This window comes from Allomuricauda sp. R78024 (genome assembly GCF_044596045.1).
Taxonomy (GTDB): domain Bacteria; phylum Bacteroidota; class Bacteroidia; order Flavobacteriales; family Flavobacteriaceae; genus Flagellimonas.
Genome location: NZ_CP138995.1, coordinates 2,619,029 through 2,638,209 on the forward strand (window position 1 = coordinate 2,619,029; position 19,181 = coordinate 2,638,209).

The following is a 19,181-nucleotide window of genomic DNA, read 5'->3' on the forward strand; positions in this document are numbered from 1 at the left end:
AGAAGGGCTAACTGTAGACAAAAGCATTAAACATTAGCTATCAATCATTTGGCGCCGTTAGCAGTTTCTCTAGCCATCTTTTTTAGAGCGTGCACGACCTCCTTATAGTTTAGTCTTCAAATTGAAATTTTTATTCAAATGAATTGTATGCAAAAACCAATGGTTACAAAGGAGCAAAATTCACTTAATCAAAGAAAAATAATGATGAACCAGTTTATATTGATAGTTTGTAGTTTCTTCATTTCTATATCCTTTTATGGACAAAAGGGAACTATAACGGGAACAGTATTGGACAAAGATTCGCAAGAACCAATTCCCTATGCCAATGTAGTTGTAAAATCCAATAATGAAATTACTACTGGAGGTATTACTAATGAACAGGGAGGTTTTTCAATAAATGAAATATCCTATGGTAGTTATGATATTGAAGTTCAATTCATAGGGTATAAAACCTTAGTCCTCCCTATTTCAGTTAATAAGTCAATCAGAAAAGTCAATTTGGGAAGTCTGTTTATTGAAGAGGACGCCGTAGCTCTTGAGGCAGTAGAAGTATCTGCGGAGCGTTCTACAATCGAACAGAAAATTGATAGAAAAGTCATCAATGTAGGTAAAGATTTAACCACGGTTGGGGCCTCAGCTAGTGATATTATGGGAAACATTCCTTCAGTAAGCATTAATCAAGATGGGGATATTTCGCTTCGCGGTAATGAAAACGTTCGTGTTCTAATAGATGGTAAGCCTACCAACATTAGTGCCCGAGAGCTCTTACAACAGATACCATCAACATCAATTAAAACTATTGAATTAATTACAAACCCCACTGCCAAATATAACCCTGAAGGTATGAGCGGGATCATCAACATCACCTTAAAAAAGAATACCAATTTAGGGTTTAATGGATCTATAAATTCCGGGTTCACCTATGGGGAACGTGCTAGATATAACAATTCACTTAGTTTAAACTATAGGGCTGGAAAAACTAATTTTTACGGGAGTTATGGTAATAGACTGGGTAAAAGTACAACCGATGGAAGTGTAACCAGAACGGTGGAAAACACCAATCAGCTTACAAAGAGTTATACAGAAAATAACTCACATCTATTCAAATTAGGGTTGGATTACTTCATCAATGATAAGAATACGTTATCTATCTATACCAATCAAAACCTATTTGAAACTATAATAGACGGCAGTATAGCACTTAGTTTTTTTGATAATCCTTCTACAAATTTTATACGAATGGATATCACAAATAATGATAATGTCAATACGACCTATAATGCTGATTTTAAACACACTTTTGCCAAAGAAGGGCATACTATCGAACTGGAAATGGATTACAATGCCCTGGAAAGTGATAAGATGTATAGTTTTAGTTTTACCGGGAATAGCCCTATAACCAATTATGAGGAATTTATTGAAGACACTAGGACCAATACCACAATAAATTTGGATTATGTAAATCCTCTTTCACCAAATGCCACTTTAGAAGTGGGTCTGGAAACCCGCTTGCGCCGCACGGACAATTCCTATGATACGGGCAACCCAAATTTTAATAACTCCATCTTTTCATATGATAGAAACATCTATTCTTTGTATACCACTTTTAGTCAAAAATTAAATAAGTGGCAATATAACCTAGGATTACGATTAGAGGATTATAGTGTTGATTCCCAATTTAATGAAGTTGGGGAAGCTGAATTTAACTTTACAGATAACCTGTTCAATATATATCCGTCAGGGTTTTTAAAGTATGCTCCAGATGAAGAACAGAAAAACACTTACCAATTAAGTTTTAGTAGACGTATAGATCGTCCCTCCTTGAATCAAATCAATCCTATACGACAGATAAATACACCACAAATCATAATTACTGGGAATCCCACGCTTGTTCCCCAATTTACCAACTCCATAGAGTTAAATTATAGTAGAAAACTGAACAAAGGTAGTTTTACGGTAGGTGGTTTTTATCGAAGAATCAATGATGAAATTAACAGAAGGGGCTTTTTTGATGAAACTGATCCAAATCTATTGATCGTTGATTACGACAATTTCGACAGCAACAATGCATACGGGTTTGAGTTTTCGTCCAACTATCGTCCAACCAATTGGTGGAGCATCAATGGTAGTTTTGACGTCTACTCAAGAACGCAAAAAGGTTTTATTGAAAATGAAAGCGTACAGGTAAGCAATACCTTATTGAACGCCAAATTGAACAATAGCTTTAAAGCTACGAAAGACCTTACTTTTCAACTATTTACATTTTTCAGTGGCAAGCAAAAAATATTACAATATGAGCTTAAAGAAAATTTCTTCATGAATGCTGGTGCGCGCTACAATATTGCAAAGGGCAAGGGAACTCTTAGCCTTAACTTCAATGATATTTTTAAAACACAGCGTTTTGCCTTTGAAACCTACAGAACAATAATCCAAGAAGGAGAGTTTAAAAGAGATACACGTTCTATTTATATAGGGCTTGCATATCGTTTTGGTAGCGGTAAAAACAAAGGTCTAAAACGTAAAAAACGTGAGAAAAACGTAAAAGCAGATAAGTTTTTGTAGTTGGTGTTCTTTGCCCTAGCTATCCTTTTAAGAAAAGTATATAAGTCACTACTGGTATATGGAAAGCAAGGAAGTTGAGATACTTATACAAGACCTTGAACCAAAAGTAGAGTTATTTGAACCAAATGAATACATTCTTGATTTAACGTTACGGTAGTTTTGAAGGATTAATATTTAAAATGTATATCATGAATTCTTCAAAGAAAAATCAAAAACCCAGAACAACAGATAAAAGAATTATCTGTAAAACAATTCAAATGGCCTTAATCCTAATGGTGGTTATGACAAATTATGCTTTGGGGCAACAACAAAAAGAAAATCAAGAAATAGCTAAAACCGAAACTACTATGAAAACATTTGTGATTGAACGAATCATTCCCGGTGCAGGAAACCTGACCGCAGAACAATTAAAAGGTATATCACAGACATCATGTACCGTATTAGAAGAAATGGGACCAAAAATTAAATGGCAACATAGTTACGTAACAGGGGATAAGGTGTATTGTGTGTATAATGCCAAAAATAAAGAATTAGTTGAAGAGCATGCACAAAAGGGAGGTTTCCCTGCAAATTCAATAAATGAAGTTGCAACAGTAATAAGTCCCGCTACAGCTAATGAATAGTAACCTCAGAGAGGCTGTTCTAACCAATTATGGCCTCTCTAAATTATTATTAATATCTTAAAAGAAAATTACCAACCATGCCTATTTATATGGATTTTCATGACGTGCCAAAAGGTATTACTGCAAAACACGTTGCTGAGATGCATCAGGCAGATTTAAAAATTGAGCATAAGTATAATTGCCGAGGCTTAACTTATTGGTGCGACGAAAGAAGGCAAACCGCATTTTGTTTAATTGAAGCGCCAAACAAAAAAGCTATTATAGAATTGCACAAGCAGGCGCATGGCGATGTTCCACAACGAATTATAGAAGTAAACGATACAATAGTAGAGTCCTTTCTGGGCCGAATAGTTGATCCAGAAAAATCACAAAATACAAAACTGAACATCATTAATGACCCCGCATTTCGCACTTTAATGGTAGTCAAGTTGAGAAAAAACGCATTAAGAAAATCAGGTATAAATACTCTCAATGCAGCACTCCGCGGCTATAGGAAATCTATTGTCAATTTGGCCAGTACTCACGAAGGGCGGGTGGTTAAGCAAGAAACAGGTTATTTTCTAATGTCTTTTGCTTGTGTAACAAATGCTGTTTCATGTGCTATAAGCATTCAAGAATTGCATAACGTTGTTATTACGCCAGACATAGATTTTAAGATTGGAATAAGTGCGGGTATTCCGGTCACTAAAAAAGAAAACATATTTGAAGACACCATACAAATGGCCGAATATTTATGTGATATTGTCAAAGGAAATTTGACAATATCATCTGAGGTACGCGATTTATACGAAAGCGAAAACCAGAATACAATTCATAGCAATTTATCAATTAATGCATTGGGTAAGACCGATGCCGATTTTATCATTCGACTAATGGAATATACAGAAACAACATGGGTGGATTCAAATACCAGTGCAATGGATTTTGTTCAAAGCCTAGGCTATAGTAAGTCCAAACTGTATAGAACAATGATGAACTTAATTGGGAAGTCCCCAAACAATTATTTAAAAGATTATAGATTAAAAAAGGCACTCCTACTCATGGATGAACAGACTTCAAACATTTCCGAAATTGCCTATAAAACTGGATTTACTAGTCCTACCTACTTTTCAAAATGCTTTCAAGAAGTTTACGGTATGCTACCGTCAAATTATATTAAGCAAATTGTAGTTAAATCATAAGAGTTTAGTTCAAAGAATAGACTGTCCAAACAAGGATTCATTACTTTGCCTTCTTGATTTTTTATATAAAAATTTGTTTATCAGGAGGTTATTGAACTATTTTATTTCAAAAAAAACCAATATTGTAAGAAAAAGTATGTAAAACTGCAGGAAACCCCCAGTTTTTTTAAGGATTACCTTTAATGGATTCTAAAGTTGAATTACTACATTTAATACTCCAAAATTCCCCCATAATTTACTTTCCCCCGAAATACCTTGAGTAGGGTATTTACAATAGTTCTCCCATATATAGTTTTAATCTTATTAAACAAACTCTATGAAAACTAAGAACTATTTAATTCTCGGCCTATTCATGCTGTTCATCGTCATGCTTCTCATGCAATCCTGCTATTCGGTGCGTTTAAGAAGTGTTGAAGGAACCTACGAACCCGCTGCACCACTTGTGCGGAATGATTACTACCGTAATATGGAAGTTATTGAAATTGACACCGTGATTACCCTTGGTGCTATTGACAAAGATTTTACTTATCTCATTAAAAAGTCGGATAGATGCCCAAGCGGTAAACTACATACTGTGGAGTATAGAAATACTTTGGGAGCAGTTCTATTGAGTGGGATTACTTTCGGTCGCAAGCGAAAAGTAAAAATCAAATATGTATGCATGAAATCTAATTAAAACAATGAGTCATGGCTAGAACAACAAAACTTTCACTAAGCGAATGGGACACATTGCATAATAATGGTCCATGGAAACTAAAGACCCTTTATAAGACAAAACTGGAAGCATCCAGTTTAATGCCTTCAGATATTGATAGATACAACGACGCAGCGCAGGAAATCCAGCGGTTATTAACAGAAACTAAAAACAAAAATGAAGGTTTTAGGGCGTATGGTTCGGCGTGGTCCATGTCAAATATAGCCCATCAAAAAGACCGAATGCACTTTAATGCCCACATGAACACCTATTTCTCCTTTAAAGATCAAGACTTACATGCGTTATCCCGGTATGCAGCTGAGAATTTGTTTTTATTTCAATGCGGGAACATTATTAAGGAGATATCCGAAAAGTTGGAAGGTCATGGTAAATCCCTTAAGACCACTGGGGCAAGTAATGGACAGACCATTGCTGGATGTATTTCCACAGGAGTTCACGGGTCGGCGGTCAATGTGGGTTCTGTTCAAGATTATGTTGTTGGACTTAATCTCATTATAGGACCAAACCCAGGTGATATTGTGTATTTGGAAAGACACACAAAGCCAGCGCTCAATGATGTTTTTGCTCAAAAACTACGTTCAAGAGTTATTCGCAATGATGGATTGTTCAACGCAGCACTGGTTGGTCTGGGTTCCTTTGGTTTTATCCACGGGGTGGTAATTGAGGCTCAAAACCTTTTTCTTCTTAAGCGTTATGTAAAAAAAATCAAGAAAGAAACCGCTTTAGAATTGGCAGAAAAACTCAATTTTAAAAATTTTAAAGGAATACCTGAAGAGATAAAGAGTAGTGGTGAAGCCAACATCCCATATCATTATAAGGTATTTATCAATCAATATAGGGAGGATAAGGATAAAGATTATGTGGTGGAATTCATGTATAAAAAACCATTTAAATTGAATTATCCAGATCCCTTTCCGGTCATTAAAAAATCGATTTACCGCGACCTTGTTAATGTGGCTGTCGAAATCGGCTCAAGAGTACCTTCGACCATCCCTTTGTTTATCAATGCACTTAAAAAATCTATTCTTCCAAAAGTGGATGAAATCTCCATAGGAACCTTAGCAGAAACCTTTTGGGATGCACCTTATCAGGGTCCAGCTTTTGCGATCTCTTTTGGTGTAGATCATACCGATTCCAAGGAAACGTTAAAAATACTTTCCAAGGTAAGTATAGATGAAGGCCCTATGCCTGGAATTTTTGCAATGCGCTTTATAAAAAAATCGGATGCCACATTATCTTTTGCCCGTTTCCCAATCACCTGTATGATAGAAATTGATGGGGTACTTTGGAACGAAAAGAAAAAGTTGGGAACTCTAAAGGATTTATCACGAAAAATGATTGAAGCTCTACAACTGCATGGCATAGCATTCACCTTGCATTGGGGTAAAAATGCGGATTGGAACTTTCCAGGATTGGTGGACCATATGTATGGACAAGATGCTGTAAACTGGCGAAAGTACCGTTGCGCGCTACTTTCAGAAGATATGCAAAAACTCTTTTTGAACGATTTTCTAAAAGAGACCATGCTAAGCAAGAAGGAAACCGTCTTGGATCCAGACCTTATAAAATCACTTTTATAAAACTCATTTAAAACTTTAAATCATACAAATGAAAAGTAAAAAACCATTGGTGGAAATAGAATACGAGCTTAGGTTGACAAAAAAAATCTTGGAAAAAATCTTGGAGCTCAACAAGGACAAAGAACTTATCTCACCCAGCAACGAAGAGATGGATAAGATAGAGGAAGAGTTGCGTAGCGATTTACGGTTGGAATTCCCCAAGTATAAAATTCAAAAAAAGTAAAAAAATGGAAGCAAATATTTTGAACGAATTGGGCAATCGCATCCAAAACATTGTGATCAAGCCCAAAGTACAGGACAAAAGGGAAAAGAACCGTGGCATCTTGGCCATGGTATTTGTCATTCTTTTCTTCTGTGTCATTTTTGTGACCTTCGTAATTGGTTTTAACACCGCGAATTTTGGCACGGATGATTATAAAGATCTATTAACCACAGTTTCGTCCATTCTTTCTGGGCCTTTAGGGTTTATCATAGGATTCTACTTTAAAGAAAAGCAATCTCAAGAGCAGAATGTCCAGGAAGATGAATAGACCAGACAAGAAGTCATCATTTAAGTGTAAACAATAAATAGTTTGTAATGCAAATAAAAGATATTATAGTTACCGTAAGAGAGGCGCTTATAGTGCTCCTGTTTGTATTGTTATTGACAACCCCATCATGGGTCAAAAACCGTTTAGAAACTGCAGGATTTCAGAAAATTGATATGGGCTTTGCCGAATGGGAGTCCAGAATAGAAGCGTCAAAAAAGGAAGTGGAAGATGTTAAAAGTACGACCGAAGCTGCCCAATTAAGATTAAACCAAGTTGCGAACAGGTTGGAAAGTCTGGCCACAAGCCCTTCATACTCCAATCCGGCCGTAATAAAGCGACAGGTGAGTGAATTAAAAATGGAGGTTGATGCATCTGCAATTAATTTAAAGCGTTCTAATGAAGAGCTGGAAAAAAGCTTGGAAAACCATAAAATATTACTGAGAGAAGTACAAACTAGGCAACATTAGCATTAAAATAAAGGTTTACAATAAACATGGAAGAAGACCAAAAAGTAAAAATTGATCCTTTTAAGGGAATAGGGCTTTGTTTTAGTGGAGGAGGATATAGAGCAACCTTTTATTCATTGGGAATTGTGTCGTATCTAAACGAAGTTCAATTTGAAGACAAACCCTTATTGGAAGAAGTCCAAGCAATGAGTTCTGTAAGTGGAGGGACCTTATTGGCTGTAGCATACGCCAAAATGGCACAAGAACTAAAAACCGATTTCAAAACATTCTTTAAAACGTTCTATGACACTTTTACCCCTGAAAATGATACACTGCTAGAGACCGCTATCAACAAATTAGAAGATGATACAGTTTGGAAAGCAAATGAACATAAAACGAGGTCATTGATCAATGCTTTTGCCCTTGTCTATGCAGAAATGGATGTGTTCAAAGGAGATTTTTCGCTTTTTGAGACCCCTACATCAAAGCACCTAAAACAAGTATGTTTTAATGCTACGGATTTTTCATTTGGGCTTACATATAGGTTTCAAAATGATGGGGATTTTGGTAGCGCCCCATTGGATAACGCATTTGTTAAAGCTTTGCGACCCAAGATCAAGCTAGGTGATGTTATTGCTTCTTCCTCCTGTTTTCCATTAGGGTTTGAACCACTCTTGTTTCCTGATGATTATTTCAAAGACCAAAAAGATGAAAATTATCAAAAATTGAAAAGCTTAAAGCGTTTTGAGAATGGTGTGGGTATAATGGATGGGGGCATTGCGGATAACCAAGGAATTGGCAGCATGATGCTAATCAATGGTAGAATGAAAGGAGCTCTGAATCTTATTATTGTAAACGATGTAGGCAGTTTTAAGATGAAACCTTGGCAACAAGACGACAGTTACACTAAAAAAGGACCTTCAATTAAGCAATTTTTGGCCAAGGCCTTATCGTATTTTAAAATTAAGGCATTGTATATTATTTTGATTTTGATAGGACTTGCATTGATTATCCTTAACTCCATGCATGTTTTTAATACCTGCAATGAATGTGCTTTGCCAGTATTCTATATTATAGGTAGTATATTGATGGGTATAAGTCTAACGCTAACCTTTTTGGGAGGCCTTGCAACGATTGCCACAAAATTGGTGAAAGCAAAAATCGCTTCCCTTTTCAGAAAAAACGTCCCTGAAGTATTGTTGGACGATATAATCACCTTTAAAAAACTGGACATCGGCCTTGTACAGCAGATGCTTACAAATAGATTGACTTCCACAGTAAAAATGGTCAATGATGTTTTTTTGAAACAACTACGTCGCTTAAACTACGATTTGTTCTATTCCAAAAGCTCGCTAATACATAAGCGAATCACCACAACGGTATATAAACTTAATGGACAGGAAACCGCTTACTCAGGCGGTACTCCAAAATACAATGAACTAATTAAACCCGCTCCAAGTTCACTTTTAAAAGACGTGTGCCTAACAGCTTCAGAGACCCCAACAACACTTTGGTGGGACAAGGAGGATATTTTGAAAAACCGTATGGATACCCTTATTGCCTGCGGACAATTTATATTATGTTATGAGTTGATGGAATACATTATTGAACTTAGGAATTCTAAGCACGATTTAGATCTTGATTTTGATGCTTTGGATGAGGTGGACAACCAATTGAAAAAACATTGGATTGCCTTTAATAAGGACCCATTTTTTTTAGTTAAAGCAATGAAGAAATGAGTATTTTATAGTTAAGCATACTTCATAAAGTTGAAAATAATTAAAAGTAGGAACAATGCAACTTACCAAGAACTTTTATAAGATTGAATTTGAAAGTCGTGATGGGGCCAAGATGCCGGATCATGTACTCCAGAATATAAAGGAACTGGCCGATAACCTTCAAAAGGTAAGGGATATATTGGCAGAAGCCATAAACATAAACAGTGGCTATAGAAGCGAAGCACATAACAAGATTGTTGGTGGGGTGAAGAACTCGCAGCATTTGTTAGGAAAAGCCGCTGATGTTTCCATGAAGAACTATACTTCTAAAGAACTTGCGGTTATTTTTGAAGATTTAATTTTAAATGGCGTTATAAAGGAAGGTGGACTGGGGCTTTATAATGGTTTTGTCCATTATGATATTAGAGGCACACGTGCCCGTTGGAATCTTTCAACCAAGTATAAGGACTTCTATAAGTAAACAAAAACAATATGGCAGAAATTGATATAAGCTTCAAATTAGAAGAAGAGAAAGCAAAGGTTTTTTTAAAAGTATTGAGCAATGTGGGACAGAACACCACGAATGCTACTGTTAGACAGGTTATGAAGCATTTGCATCAAAACATTAAGAAAGATGTATGGGCAGAAGATTATACAGAATCATTGCTCATCGCCAAACTTACTAAAGAGACAGGCGTAATAGGAATACATAAAAATTCTAGCCTAAAAAACTATGTAAGACTCAGTAATCATGCAATGATTCATTATGTGCCTAATTGGTGCAACATGGTTTTAAAAAAAGTTGCTGTCGCAGGGAATTTAGGCAAGCCTCCTAAAAAGATAACCCCTCAACAGACCGTAAAAACCAAAAAAGTATCAGACCTTATTAAATTGATTGTCAATGCACTTCCATAGGTTTCAACTTCAGATTTTATTAGTGTTCGCATTTTTATTTTCGAATATGGGTCAAGCACAAGACCTTAAGTTTCAGGTAGGTCAATCTATTGATAATGAAACTACGAAAAACAAGGCGGCAACTATCATCGCTAGTTTTCCTAGGGACTCTGTTAGCAATTCCCATAGCATTCAAGGGTTTCTAGAACTTGGGTTAAATTTTCCGGATAATACCATAAAAAGCTATTCGATAAGTGCTTTCGTAGAAAAGCACAGTAATACATTAATAAGTAAAAGGCAGGATGTAACCCAATTTGGGGGGCAACTTACTTTTCATTTATGGGAAAAATCCCAATTCTTTTTATTAAAAAAATATAAAGTTAGATTTCTAGGAACTGCCAGATATTCTCATGACCATATTGCGGAAACAGATGGCGGTCAGTATCTTTTGCATTTTAACCTTGCTCCAAAACTAGGGGGAGGAAACTTTGGAGATGCTTTTCTCAATATTGAAAACATTTACCCCGGTGATGAATATAAAAATTATCAGAACGACCCAAATAATGAAAATCCTGATCCAAAGAAAAGATTCCCTTCTGATTTTATTCAATTTTCTAGTTCACATACCTTCGGTGTTGAATACATTTCTAATGAAGAATTGCTTTTAGGAAATCTTGCTTATACAGTCAATATATATCCATTAAGTGGATTGTTATACCGTACATTCGAGCAATATCGTATGTTACAATTCTCTTTTGGAATTGATAATCGATTTAATATTAATTCTCAAAATACAGAACTCTTTATAGGTAGCTTGTTGACAGCATCTGCAGGAGTTAATTTTTTAATTAACGCAGAAAAAGGGTATCAACTTGGCTTGGCGTATTCTTATCAGGAAGGAGGTCATGCTTTGCAAGGTCTCTCTGACCAAGTATTCTCACAGTTGGTATTAACTGCCAGGCTGGTACTGGATAATTCAAAATAAGCAATACAGATTTTAATTAAGAGCGGTTAGAAACTGCCGCCTTTTAAATTGTAATTCTTTTAAAAAGGAATTCCTACTATTATTTACACGCTTCTCGGATTTCGTGTGCCTATCTTTGCTCAAATTTATTTTATGTCAAAAGAGTTTTCCGACTTAGGAATTAACGAACAACTACAACAGACTTTAGTTGAATTAAACATTTCTATTCCCACAGATATTCAAAAGAAAACAATTCCAATACTATTAAATCAAAAAGAGGATGTAGTTGCTTTGGCAAAAACGGGAACGGGTAAGACCGCAGCATTCGGCTTGCCCTTAATACAATTGATTGATTCAAAAAATACCGAAGTACAAGCAGTAATATTAGCTCCCACGCGAGAATTAGGGCAACAAATCTATACCAACCTAGTTTCTTTTACCACACATAGCCCATCAATTTCTATTGCGGCTGTCTGTGGTGGTATTCCCATTAAACCTCAAATAGAACGCTTAAAAACAACAACACATATTGTTGTGGCTACTCCAGGGCGACTAATTGATTTGGTGCAGCGTAAGGCCGTCAACGTTCAAAATTTAAAGTATTTGGTCTTAGATGAAGCTGACGAAATGGTAAGCGCATTAAAGAAAGATCTGGATGTTATTGCAAAGGAAATTCCCAAATCTAGAAGAACACTTTTGTTTACGGCGACCATGCCAGGCACGGTAAAACAGTTGGTGCAGAACTATATGTCCAAACAGGTGGTGCACCTAGAAGCAGATATGGCAAAGGTTGGCCATCAAGGTATAGATCATCAATACGTGGTGGTAGAACCCATAGAGAAGTTGGAAGTATTGCTTCACTTTCTAAATACTAAAGAAGGGGAGCGCGGTATTATTTTCTGTAAAACCAAGGCTGCCGTTAATAAATTGGCAAAGAAACTGGCCATTAACAAATTCTCATCTGGTGCTATTCATGGGAGTTTGACCCAAGGGATACGCGACCGAATCATGGGACAATTTAGAGAAGGGTATATTGATATTCTAGTGGCTACGGATTTAGCAGCGCGTGGTATTGATGTTAAAGAAACTTCATACGTTGTTAATTACCATCTACCAGATACATATGAAGCCTATGTACACAGAAGTGGTAGAACGGCTAGGGCGGGGGCAAAGGGACTCTCTTTAAGCATTATACAACAAGAAGAAGTCATAGATATTCCTGATTTGGAAGAAGAGTTAGGTATTGTTTTTAGTGAATTCAAAAAGCAAAATGCTGAAAGCAGGGAAGAAACCAATTTGGTTTTGTGGGCTAAAAAAATATTTAAGACCAAGCCCAACCGTACCATTTCTAATGAGGCCAAGGAAAAAATAAAAACCATATTTCATCATTTGACGAAAGAAGAACTGATAGAAAAAGTACTGGCAGATTCTTTAACACAGAACACTAGTGTAAATTCAAAAACTGAGACTTCTAAAAAGAAGTAAAATCTATGGCCAATAGCATTCGAGAACAACAAGATATTTTGGAAAAAATAAAAATATATGCACTGAATCCAATGCAGGAAGAAGCTATTGCTGTCATTGAAAAAACTACGAATACCGTTTTGCTGTCTCCGACGGGTACAGGCAAGACTTTGGCTTTTCTATTGCCTCTTATGAAAGCATTGGATCCAGAATGCGCTCAAGTGCAGGCGTTGATTCTAGTGCCTTCTCGGGAGCTGGCCATACAAATAGAACAAGTAGTTCGCAATATGGGTTCAGGTTTTAAGGTAAATGCGGTATATGGTGGCAGACCCATAGCTAAAGATAAAATTGAATTAAAACATGTTCCAGCCATTTTAATAGGAACGCCGGGCAGAATTGTAGATCATTTTAGCAATGACCGTTTTTCAAAAACAAGTATTAAAACACTCATATTGGATGAGTTTGATAAGTCGTTGGAAACAGGTTTTGAGAATGAGATGAGGGCAATCATAAATCAATTGCCCCATTTGAACAAACGCATTTTAACCTCGGCAACGCAGGGTGTTAAGATTCCTGGTTTTGTGCGATTGGAAACTCCTACGACCATCAATTATTTAAAAGACAGAAAAGTATCCAAACTAGCCATTAAAACAGTGATTGCTGCTGATAAGAATAAGTTACAGACCCTAGTGGACCTGTTGCTTCATATTGGCAATGAACCCGGAATCATTTTTTGCAATTTCAAGGATAGTATTGACCGTGTGAGTGCTTATTTGGATAAAAACCGTATTAATTACGCCTGTTTTTCTGGCGGCATGGAGCAAAGAGACAGAGAACGTTCTTTGATCAAGTTTAGAAACGGCACATGCCAAGTACTGATCGCTACCGATTTGGCGGCAAGGGGTATAGACATTCCAGAAATGAAATATATCGTTCATTATGAGCTTCCTAGGACTGTAGAAGAGTTTACCCACAGAAATGGTAGAACAGCGCGGGTAAATGCAAAAGGAACGGCATATGTCTTGCAATGGAAAAAGGAGCACTTGCCTCAGTTTATTAAAAGAGATAAACCAGCAGATATTTCTAAAAAAGCACCTCATAAACCTCAATTTTGGGAAACCCTGTTTATTTCAGGGGGAAGAAAAGATAAAATCTCAAAAGGAGATATCGCTGGCTTATTTTTTAAACAAGGTGCTATCAACAAGGACCAATTGGGCATTATTGAGCTAAAGCTAGATTGTGCATTTGTTGCCGTTCCACTATCCAAGGCGCATGAATTGGTTGAAAAATTGAATAATACGCGATTAAAAAAGAAAAAAGTTCGTGTAACGGTAGTATAAGATTACTCTTTCGCTTCTATTTTAACATACCGAGCACCTTCCATAAAAAATTCCTTCAAGCGTTTTAATTTTGGATGCAGGTTTTCTGAATACATAACATACTGGCATTTTCTTATGCTTTCTGCAGTTGTGGTCAAAGCTGTATATTCACTTTTATGCGTTAAAAAATCGGCATCCTCTATGCTGCATATTTTTAATTCTGAAATGCTTACCCCATTGTTTAAAAATAATTTTTGAAGTGTCTTAGGAGTGGTAATAAGAATATCAATGCCCATATAAATTTCTGACTTTTGGACATCTATATGTAATTCTTCATAGCTGGCATAGATCCTTAGTGAACTGTACTTGGCGTAGTTAAAAAAAGCATCATACAATTCCAAAACTTTACTTTTGTTTTCAGCAATTACAAGAGCTCTTGGCGCGTTTCCCAAAGCCTCACACTTTAACTTATGCAAGGTTGTGAGTATTAAGGCAGTAGTCTTTCCGCTATCTTTTGGAGCAGTGCAGAAAACATTGGCGCCACTTTTTATAATAGGTATGCTTTTTTTTTGAAAAGCAGTAGGGCTTTCTATGGAAAAACGTTCTAAAGCTTCAAGCAAATGGGAGTGTAATTTTTTAAATGGCATACCTTTTATATAATGAAATTGTACTGGGGAACCTTATTGTTTTGATAATGCAAATATACTATCAAAGAATAGGAAGTCAGTTTGTCTTTTCAGCTGTCATATCGAGCTCAATGTCTTTGCTCCATGCACATAACTGATTTAGTATAGGCAACAGTCTTTCCCCTTTTTCTGTTAAGGAATATTCCACTCTAGGCGGAATTTCGGCATAAGATTCCCTAATCACAATTCCCCTGAGTTCCATTTCCTTTAATTGGTTGGCAAGAACTTTTCTGCTTATTTTATCTATTCTGATAGCCAGTTCTCCAAATCTCAGTTTTCGATTCGCCAACATGTATACGATTATTGAGGTCCACTTGTTTCCAATAATATTCATGGAATGTGTAATGGGACATTCGTTGGGGTTCTCTATTAATTTTCTTGCCATATTAGTTACCTTTTGGTTACTACTTTCTTGCGACAAATTTATAATAATATCTTTTATAAACCAATAATAGTTACTTTTGGAAACTAATAAGATAAATAAATTTAAATGAGTGTATTTGAATCACAGATTTTAGGTGAAATAAGCCTAAATAATAAGATAGTAATGGCTCCCTTGACCAGGTCCAGAGCCATTGACAATGTCCCAAACGAATTAATGGCAAAATATTACCGACAAAGAGCAAGTGCTGGACTAATTATTACCGAGGGAACTTCTCCATCCCCTAACGGTATAGGATATCCTCGCATTCCAGGTGCTTATTCCAATGCACAAATAGAGGGTTGGAAAAAAATAGCCGATGCAGTACATTCTGAAGGAGGTAAAATATTTGTGCAATTGATGCATACCGGTAGAATTACGGCTAAGGCAAATATGCCGGAAGGTAGCATTACACTGGCACCATCGGCCATTCAGGCTGCAGGTGAAATGTTTACAGAGAATGGATTAGTTGCCCATGAAGTGCCCAAGGCCATGACACTTCAAGAAATACAAACCACACAAGATGAGTATGTATTGGCCGCAAAACGTCTTGTAAATGAAGCGGGTGCAGATGGCATAGAGCTGCATGCGGCTAATGGGTATTTGCTGAACCAGTTTATAAACCCCAAATCCAACCAAAGAGAAGACGAATATGGAGGCAGTATAGAGAACAGAAGTAGATTTGTGTTGGAAACCGCTGAAAAAGTGGTAAAAGAAATAGGGGAGGACAAAGTTGGTATTCGTCTTTCACCTTATGGCGCTTTCAATGATATGCAGTCAGATTACGAGGCACTGGAAGATACCTTTGTTTACCTATCCCAAGAGTTATCAAAAATTAACCTGGCCTATATTCATGTTGTAGATCAAAGAGTAGCATTTGGAGCTCCTGATTTTACTATAAACATTAAAAAAATTATTAAAGAGAACTTTAAAGGAATTATAATCTCTGGTGGTGATGTTAATACTTTGGAAAAGGCGGAAGCCGTTTTGGAAAGTGGGTTGGATTTGGTCTATGTAGGCAGGCCTTTTATATCAAATCCCAATCTAGTAGAAAAACTGCAAAAAGAATTGGAATTGGTGGCTCCTGATTTTGATACATTCTATACCCCAGGTGAAAAAGGATATACCGATTATTAATTGAAAACAAAAGAATAGGATATGAATGCGATTGAAAATCTATCTAAACTTAAATTGGAATTGCCCGAGGCATCAACTCCGGGTGGTTCCTATGTTTCGGTAAACATTAGGGGAAACATAGCCTATATTGCTATCCAATTCCCAATAAAGAATGGCGATTTTTTTTACCAAGGAAGATTAGGAAAAGAATTATCAACGGAAGAGGGTTATAAAGCCATGGAAATGTGTGCTTTAAATGTTTTGGCGCAAATCGATAAAAAGGTTGGCTTTGAGAAGGTGGTGGGCTTAAATCATATGGATGTTTATTTTCAAGCAGGTGAAAATTGGGACGAGGCACCAAAGGTGGTAGATGGTGCCTCTGATTTGTTTTTAAAGGTTTTGGGAGAGCAGGGGAGGCACTCACGAGCTATTTTTGGAGTACAAAAATTGCCCTTCAATTTTAGTGTAGGACTAACTACATCCTTTACCATACAATAATCATTTTTGAAAAGCTTTGGTACTTACCCAATAAATATCCTGATTACTAGTATAAAGAAAATATTTTCCATCATTGGTAACCCATGGACATAATTCGTGCTTTTCGGTATTTATGGGATTTTTTAGACTCTTTGCATTGGACCATTCCCCATTTTCTTGTTTATGGCTTATGTACAGATCACCTCTGCCCAATCCTTCAGGTCTTACCGAACAGAAAATGATATAGGATTTATCTGGTGCTATAAAAACATCAGCTTCATAGGCATTTGTATTTATGGCGCCACTAAGTCTTTTGGATTTCTGGAATATTCCGTTTTTTTCTTCAGACGAATAAATGTCATAATCACGTTGATTCCCTTCTTTAGCATTTTTGTTTGAAGAATAATACATGGTACCATCGGAAGCAAAAGAAATATAATATTCGTTTTTGGATGAGTTGATCATGTTTCCTGCATTTATTGGTTCAGACCAATCGTTGGCACGTTTTTCTGAGTACCATATATCGTAATCATCTGTCTTTTCTCCATTCTTAGGTCTATCGGAAATGTAATATAGTCTCTTTTCATCTGGAGAAAGCATAGGGTCATTATAACCATATGTTGCATCTCCTATAATGATTTTGGGAGTGGTCCAAGAACCATTATCCAATTTTGAGTATCGTATTTCTGCCTTTCCATTTACTTCTACAGCAAAGAAAAACTCAGAGCCATTCGCGGAAAAAATAGAACCAAACTCGGATCTGTTCTCTTTGGAAACTACTCCTGGAGCAAATATTCTTGGTGTATTGGTTGGCAACTCTCCGCCAAGATGGTAAAGATATGTTTGAGCGCTCAAAGCGCTGCAACAAAAGTAAAAGAAGGATACTATCAGTGTGATTCTTTTCATTTTATGGGTTTTTAGATTGACATTCAATGACTACTTAATATTAAGTAGTCATAAAATTGCGAAATGTTACGCTTGCTTTACATTTTTCCTATAAAAAACTCTGCAAAAAAAGATAATGGAATATTTTTTCTGAAAGTGCCCTGTATTGTGGGAAAAAATGTATGAAATGAAACCCTAGAACGGATATTAATTACTTATTCAATAATTACCCCTTTTTCATCGGCCACAGTCTTTCCCCAATTGGCAATGGACGTGAGTACGGGCACTAAGCTTTCACCGAAAGGCGTTAAAGCATATTCTACTTTTAAAGGTGGTTTTTTAGTATAAACTTTACGGGTTATTAATCCATCTTGTTCCAACTGTTTTAATTGTAAACTTAATGTACGCTCTGTGATTGTAGAAATTAATTTATAGAGTTCGTTATAGCGTTTTTTACCATCAATAAGATAAATTAATATCACACTCTTCCATTTGCCGCCAATGAATTCCATTGCAATACTTGTTGTACATGAAAACAATTTATCATTATACTTTATAAGTCGTTTTTTATGCTCTATTCCCATAGCGACAATTTTGTTTTTAACAAAGATATTGCACTATAATTAGTTATACAACTATACTTTTTATAGGTTAATAAAATTATTATAAGATATTAATAATCAATAATATAAATGATTTTTCATGTAAAAACATCTTACTATCATTTTTGACCGTTATTGCGAGAAACATAAACTAACTATACTTTTGTCGCTATACTTTTGATAGTATTGTTCTCTATTAAATATTAAGAATATATAACTATGAATACACCCAACATTGCAAAAGAAGATATTTTAAACGCGTTTCAATATAGACATGCAACCAAAGAATTTGATAACACTAAGAAAATAGCTGATGAGGATATAAATTTCATACTTAAAACGGCTAATCTATCGCCTAGTTCTTTTGGTTTTGAACCTTGGCATTTTATAGTAGTTCAGGATGCGGAATTGAGAGAATTACTAAAACCTGTAGCATGGGGAGCCCCTTTAAAATTGGATACTGCAAGTCACTTTGTTTTAGGGCTAAGTATGAAAGCACCGATGACCAAATGGGATTCGGATTATATTATGTCCATGATGAAAGATGTAAAACAATTTCCTGAAGATGTAATTGAAATGTACTCTAAATTTTATAGAGAATTTCAAGAACATGATTTTAGTTTGGACAACGATAAAAAGCTATTCGATTGGGCTTCAAAACAAACCTATATCGCTTTGGGAAATATGATGACTTCAGCAGCTTTAACGGGTATTGACAGTTGTCCTATTGAAGGGTTTCATGAAGAAAAAGCAGAAGCATTGTTAAAAGAAAAATTTGATGTTGATACCAATAAATATGGTCTATCGTTTATGGTAGCATTTGGATACAGGAAAGAAGAGCCAGCAAGAGCAAAATCAAGAAGAGATTTTGAGGATATTATTACTTGGAAATAATTAGTATAAATGAGGAAAATCTACAGGACATTACTCACGCAATGCTTTAAACGATATAATGTAAAACCACTTTTCATTAAAGATTTGAAGTGTTTAACTATACA

General features: G+C 35.9%; 21 protein-coding genes. 17 read left to right on the forward strand and 4 right to left on the reverse strand.

Going from position 1 to position 19,181, the window contains the following annotated elements:
* Positions 1–147: 147 nt before the first annotated feature.
* The 14 genes from SJY44_RS11745 to SJY44_RS11810 all read left to right on the forward strand — a co-directional run bounded on the left by SJY44_RS11745 (position 148) and on the right by SJY44_RS11810 (position 14,017).
* Complete coding sequence (locus SJY44_RS11745) at positions 148–2,562, forward strand: TonB-dependent receptor domain-containing protein (RefSeq protein WP_396589860.1); 2,415 nt, start codon at positions 148–150, stop codon at positions 2,560–2,562.
* Between the two features lie 188 nt (positions 2,563–2,750).
* Positions 2,751–3,185 carry a DUF4242 domain-containing protein gene (locus tag SJY44_RS11750; protein WP_396589861.1) on the forward strand — a complete coding sequence of 145 codons (435 nt, stop codon included), beginning with the start codon at positions 2,751–2,753 and terminating at the stop codon, positions 3,183–3,185.
* A gap of 89 nt (positions 3,186–3,274) precedes the next feature.
* Positions 3,275–4,366 carry a nickel-binding protein gene (locus tag SJY44_RS11755; RefSeq protein ID WP_396589862.1) on the forward strand — a complete coding sequence of 364 codons (1,092 nt, stop codon included), beginning with the start codon at positions 3,275–3,277 and terminating at the stop codon, positions 4,364–4,366.
* Positions 4,367–4,682: 316 nt separating this feature from the next.
* A complete protein-coding gene (locus SJY44_RS11760) occupies positions 4,683–5,042 on the forward strand; it encodes a hypothetical protein (protein WP_298926433.1) in 360 nt (119 codons plus the stop codon).
* An 11-nt stretch (positions 5,043–5,053) separates the two neighbouring features.
* Positions 5,054–6,661: an FAD-binding protein gene (locus tag SJY44_RS11765; RefSeq protein WP_396589863.1), complete on the forward strand. Its 1,608-nt coding sequence runs from the start codon at positions 5,054–5,056 to the stop codon at positions 6,659–6,661.
* A 28-nt stretch (positions 6,662–6,689) separates the two neighbouring features.
* Positions 6,690–6,884 (forward strand): hypothetical protein, encoded by a 195-nt coding sequence (locus tag SJY44_RS11770; protein ID WP_163422314.1) that lies wholly within the window; start codon positions 6,690–6,692, stop codon positions 6,882–6,884.
* A gap of 4 nt (positions 6,885–6,888) precedes the next feature.
* Positions 6,889–7,191, forward strand: coding sequence for a hypothetical protein (locus SJY44_RS11775; protein WP_163422313.1), 303 nt, complete (start codon positions 6,889–6,891; stop codon positions 7,189–7,191).
* Positions 7,192–7,238: 47 nt separating this feature from the next.
* Positions 7,239–7,658, forward strand: a complete 420-nt coding sequence (locus SJY44_RS11780; RefSeq protein WP_163422312.1) for a hypothetical protein — start codon at positions 7,239–7,241, stop codon at positions 7,656–7,658.
* Positions 7,659–7,684: 26 nt separating this feature from the next.
* Entirely contained in the window at positions 7,685–9,376 is a 1,692-nt protein-coding gene (locus SJY44_RS11785) for a patatin-like phospholipase family protein (RefSeq protein ID WP_396589864.1), read from the forward strand.
* Positions 9,377–9,431: 55 nt separating this feature from the next.
* Positions 9,432–9,836, forward strand: a complete 405-nt coding sequence (locus tag SJY44_RS11790) for a D-Ala-D-Ala carboxypeptidase family metallohydrolase (RefSeq protein ID WP_298926449.1) — start codon at positions 9,432–9,434, stop codon at positions 9,834–9,836.
* A gap of 11 nt (positions 9,837–9,847) precedes the next feature.
* Positions 9,848–10,270, forward strand: coding sequence for a hypothetical protein (locus SJY44_RS11795; protein WP_298926452.1), 423 nt, complete (start codon positions 9,848–9,850; stop codon positions 10,268–10,270).
* A 46-nt stretch (positions 10,271–10,316) separates the two neighbouring features.
* Positions 10,317–11,234: a hypothetical protein gene (locus SJY44_RS11800; protein ID WP_396589865.1), complete on the forward strand. Its 918-nt coding sequence runs from the start codon at positions 10,317–10,319 to the stop codon at positions 11,232–11,234.
* A gap of 132 nt (positions 11,235–11,366) precedes the next feature.
* On the forward strand, positions 11,367–12,698 hold the full coding sequence (locus SJY44_RS11805) for a DEAD/DEAH box helicase (RefSeq protein WP_299167465.1): 1,332 nt from the start codon (positions 11,367–11,369) through the stop codon (positions 12,696–12,698).
* A 5-nt stretch (positions 12,699–12,703) separates the two neighbouring features.
* The gene (locus SJY44_RS11810; RefSeq protein ID WP_396589866.1) at positions 12,704–14,017 is read left to right on the forward strand and encodes a DEAD/DEAH box helicase; all 1,314 of its coding nucleotides are present in this window, start codon (positions 12,704–12,706) and stop codon (positions 14,015–14,017) included.
* Between the two features lie 2 nt (positions 14,018–14,019).
* On the opposite strand, the gene SJY44_RS11815 is transcribed toward SJY44_RS11810, so the two are convergent.
* Together SJY44_RS11815 and SJY44_RS11820 are read right to left on the reverse strand one after the other, a co-directional pair.
* Positions 14,020–14,643, reverse strand: a complete 624-nt coding sequence (locus tag SJY44_RS11815; RefSeq protein WP_298926464.1) for a DEAD/DEAH box helicase — start codon at positions 14,641–14,643, stop codon at positions 14,020–14,022.
* 76 nt (positions 14,644–14,719) lie between these two features.
* A complete protein-coding gene (locus tag SJY44_RS11820) occupies positions 14,720–15,067 on the reverse strand; it encodes a helix-turn-helix domain-containing protein (RefSeq protein WP_299167471.1) in 348 nt (115 codons plus the stop codon).
* 105 nt (positions 15,068–15,172) lie between these two features.
* On the opposite strand from SJY44_RS11820, the gene SJY44_RS11825 reads away from it, so the two are divergent.
* Both SJY44_RS11825 and SJY44_RS11830 read left to right on the forward strand, forming a co-directional pair.
* Positions 15,173–16,240, forward strand: coding sequence for an alkene reductase (locus SJY44_RS11825; RefSeq protein ID WP_396589867.1), 1,068 nt, complete (start codon positions 15,173–15,175; stop codon positions 16,238–16,240).
* A 21-nt stretch (positions 16,241–16,261) separates the two neighbouring features.
* Entirely contained in the window at positions 16,262–16,717 is a 456-nt protein-coding gene (locus tag SJY44_RS11830; protein ID WP_396589868.1) for a RidA family protein, read from the forward strand.
* On the opposite strand, the gene SJY44_RS11835 is transcribed toward SJY44_RS11830, so the two are convergent.
* Both SJY44_RS11835 and SJY44_RS11840 read right to left on the reverse strand, forming a co-directional pair.
* On the reverse strand, positions 16,718–17,602 hold the full coding sequence (locus SJY44_RS11835; protein ID WP_396589869.1) for a TolB family protein: 885 nt from the start codon (positions 17,600–17,602) through the stop codon (positions 16,718–16,720). It lies immediately after the preceding gene.
* 194 nt (positions 17,603–17,796) lie between these two features.
* Entirely contained in the window at positions 17,797–18,165 is a 369-nt protein-coding gene (locus SJY44_RS11840) for a helix-turn-helix domain-containing protein (protein WP_298926479.1), read from the reverse strand.
* A 237-nt stretch (positions 18,166–18,402) separates the two neighbouring features.
* Between SJY44_RS11840 and SJY44_RS11845 the strand changes: the two genes are divergently transcribed.
* Entirely contained in the window at positions 18,403–19,077 is a 675-nt protein-coding gene (locus SJY44_RS11845) for an NAD(P)H-dependent oxidoreductase (protein WP_396589870.1), read from the forward strand.
* Positions 19,078–19,181 lie beyond the last annotated feature (104 nt).

Excerpts from the sequence above, each read along its gene's own strand:
- SJY44_RS11815 (WP_298926464.1), bottom strand. The coding sequence starts at position 14,643 with ATGCCATTTAAAAAATTACACTCCCATTTGCTTGAAGCTTTAGAACGT.
- SJY44_RS11820 (WP_299167471.1), bottom strand. The coding sequence starts at position 15,067 with ATGGCAAGAAAATTAATAGAGAACCCCAACGAATGTCCCATTACACAT.
- SJY44_RS11840 (WP_298926479.1), bottom strand. The coding sequence starts at position 18,165 with ATGGGAATAGAGCATAAAAAACGACTTATAAAGTATAATGATAAATTG.
- SJY44_RS11750 (WP_396589861.1), top strand. The coding sequence starts at position 2,751 with ATGAATTCTTCAAAGAAAAATCAAAAACCCAGAACAACAGATAAAAGA.
- SJY44_RS11765 (WP_396589863.1), top strand. The coding sequence starts at position 5,054 with ATGGCTAGAACAACAAAACTTTCACTAAGCGAATGGGACACATTGCAT.
- SJY44_RS11845 (WP_396589870.1), top strand. The coding sequence starts at position 18,403 with ATGAATACACCCAACATTGCAAAAGAAGATATTTTAAACGCGTTTCAA.
- SJY44_RS11760 (WP_298926433.1), top strand. The coding sequence starts at position 4,683 with ATGAAAACTAAGAACTATTTAATTCTCGGCCTATTCATGCTGTTCATC.
- SJY44_RS11785 (WP_396589864.1), top strand. The coding sequence starts at position 7,685 with ATGGAAGAAGACCAAAAAGTAAAAATTGATCCTTTTAAGGGAATAGGG.
- SJY44_RS11830 (WP_396589868.1), top strand. The coding sequence starts at position 16,262 with ATGAATGCGATTGAAAATCTATCTAAACTTAAATTGGAATTGCCCGAG.
- SJY44_RS11755 (WP_396589862.1), top strand. The coding sequence starts at position 3,275 with ATGGATTTTCATGACGTGCCAAAAGGTATTACTGCAAAACACGTTGCT.
- SJY44_RS11775 (WP_163422313.1), top strand. The coding sequence starts at position 6,889 with ATGGAAGCAAATATTTTGAACGAATTGGGCAATCGCATCCAAAACATT.
- SJY44_RS11795 (WP_298926452.1), top strand. The coding sequence starts at position 9,848 with ATGGCAGAAATTGATATAAGCTTCAAATTAGAAGAAGAGAAAGCAAAG.
- SJY44_RS11800 (WP_396589865.1), top strand. The coding sequence starts at position 10,317 with ATGGGTCAAGCACAAGACCTTAAGTTTCAGGTAGGTCAATCTATTGAT.
- SJY44_RS11780 (WP_163422312.1), top strand. The coding sequence starts at position 7,239 with ATGCAAATAAAAGATATTATAGTTACCGTAAGAGAGGCGCTTATAGTG.
- SJY44_RS11770 (WP_163422314.1), top strand. The coding sequence starts at position 6,690 with ATGAAAAGTAAAAAACCATTGGTGGAAATAGAATACGAGCTTAGGTTG.
- SJY44_RS11790 (WP_298926449.1), top strand. The coding sequence starts at position 9,432 with ATGCAACTTACCAAGAACTTTTATAAGATTGAATTTGAAAGTCGTGAT.
- SJY44_RS11810 (WP_396589866.1), top strand. The coding sequence starts at position 12,704 with ATGGCCAATAGCATTCGAGAACAACAAGATATTTTGGAAAAAATAAAA.
- SJY44_RS11745 (WP_396589860.1), top strand. The coding sequence starts at position 148 with ATGCAAAAACCAATGGTTACAAAGGAGCAAAATTCACTTAATCAAAGA.
- SJY44_RS11835 (WP_396589869.1), bottom strand. The coding sequence starts at position 17,602 with ATGAAAAGAATCACACTGATAGTATCCTTCTTTTACTTTTGTTGCAGC.
- SJY44_RS11825 (WP_396589867.1), top strand. The coding sequence starts at position 15,173 with ATGAGTGTATTTGAATCACAGATTTTAGGTGAAATAAGCCTAAATAAT.
- SJY44_RS11805 (WP_299167465.1), top strand. The coding sequence starts at position 11,367 with ATGTCAAAAGAGTTTTCCGACTTAGGAATTAACGAACAACTACAACAG.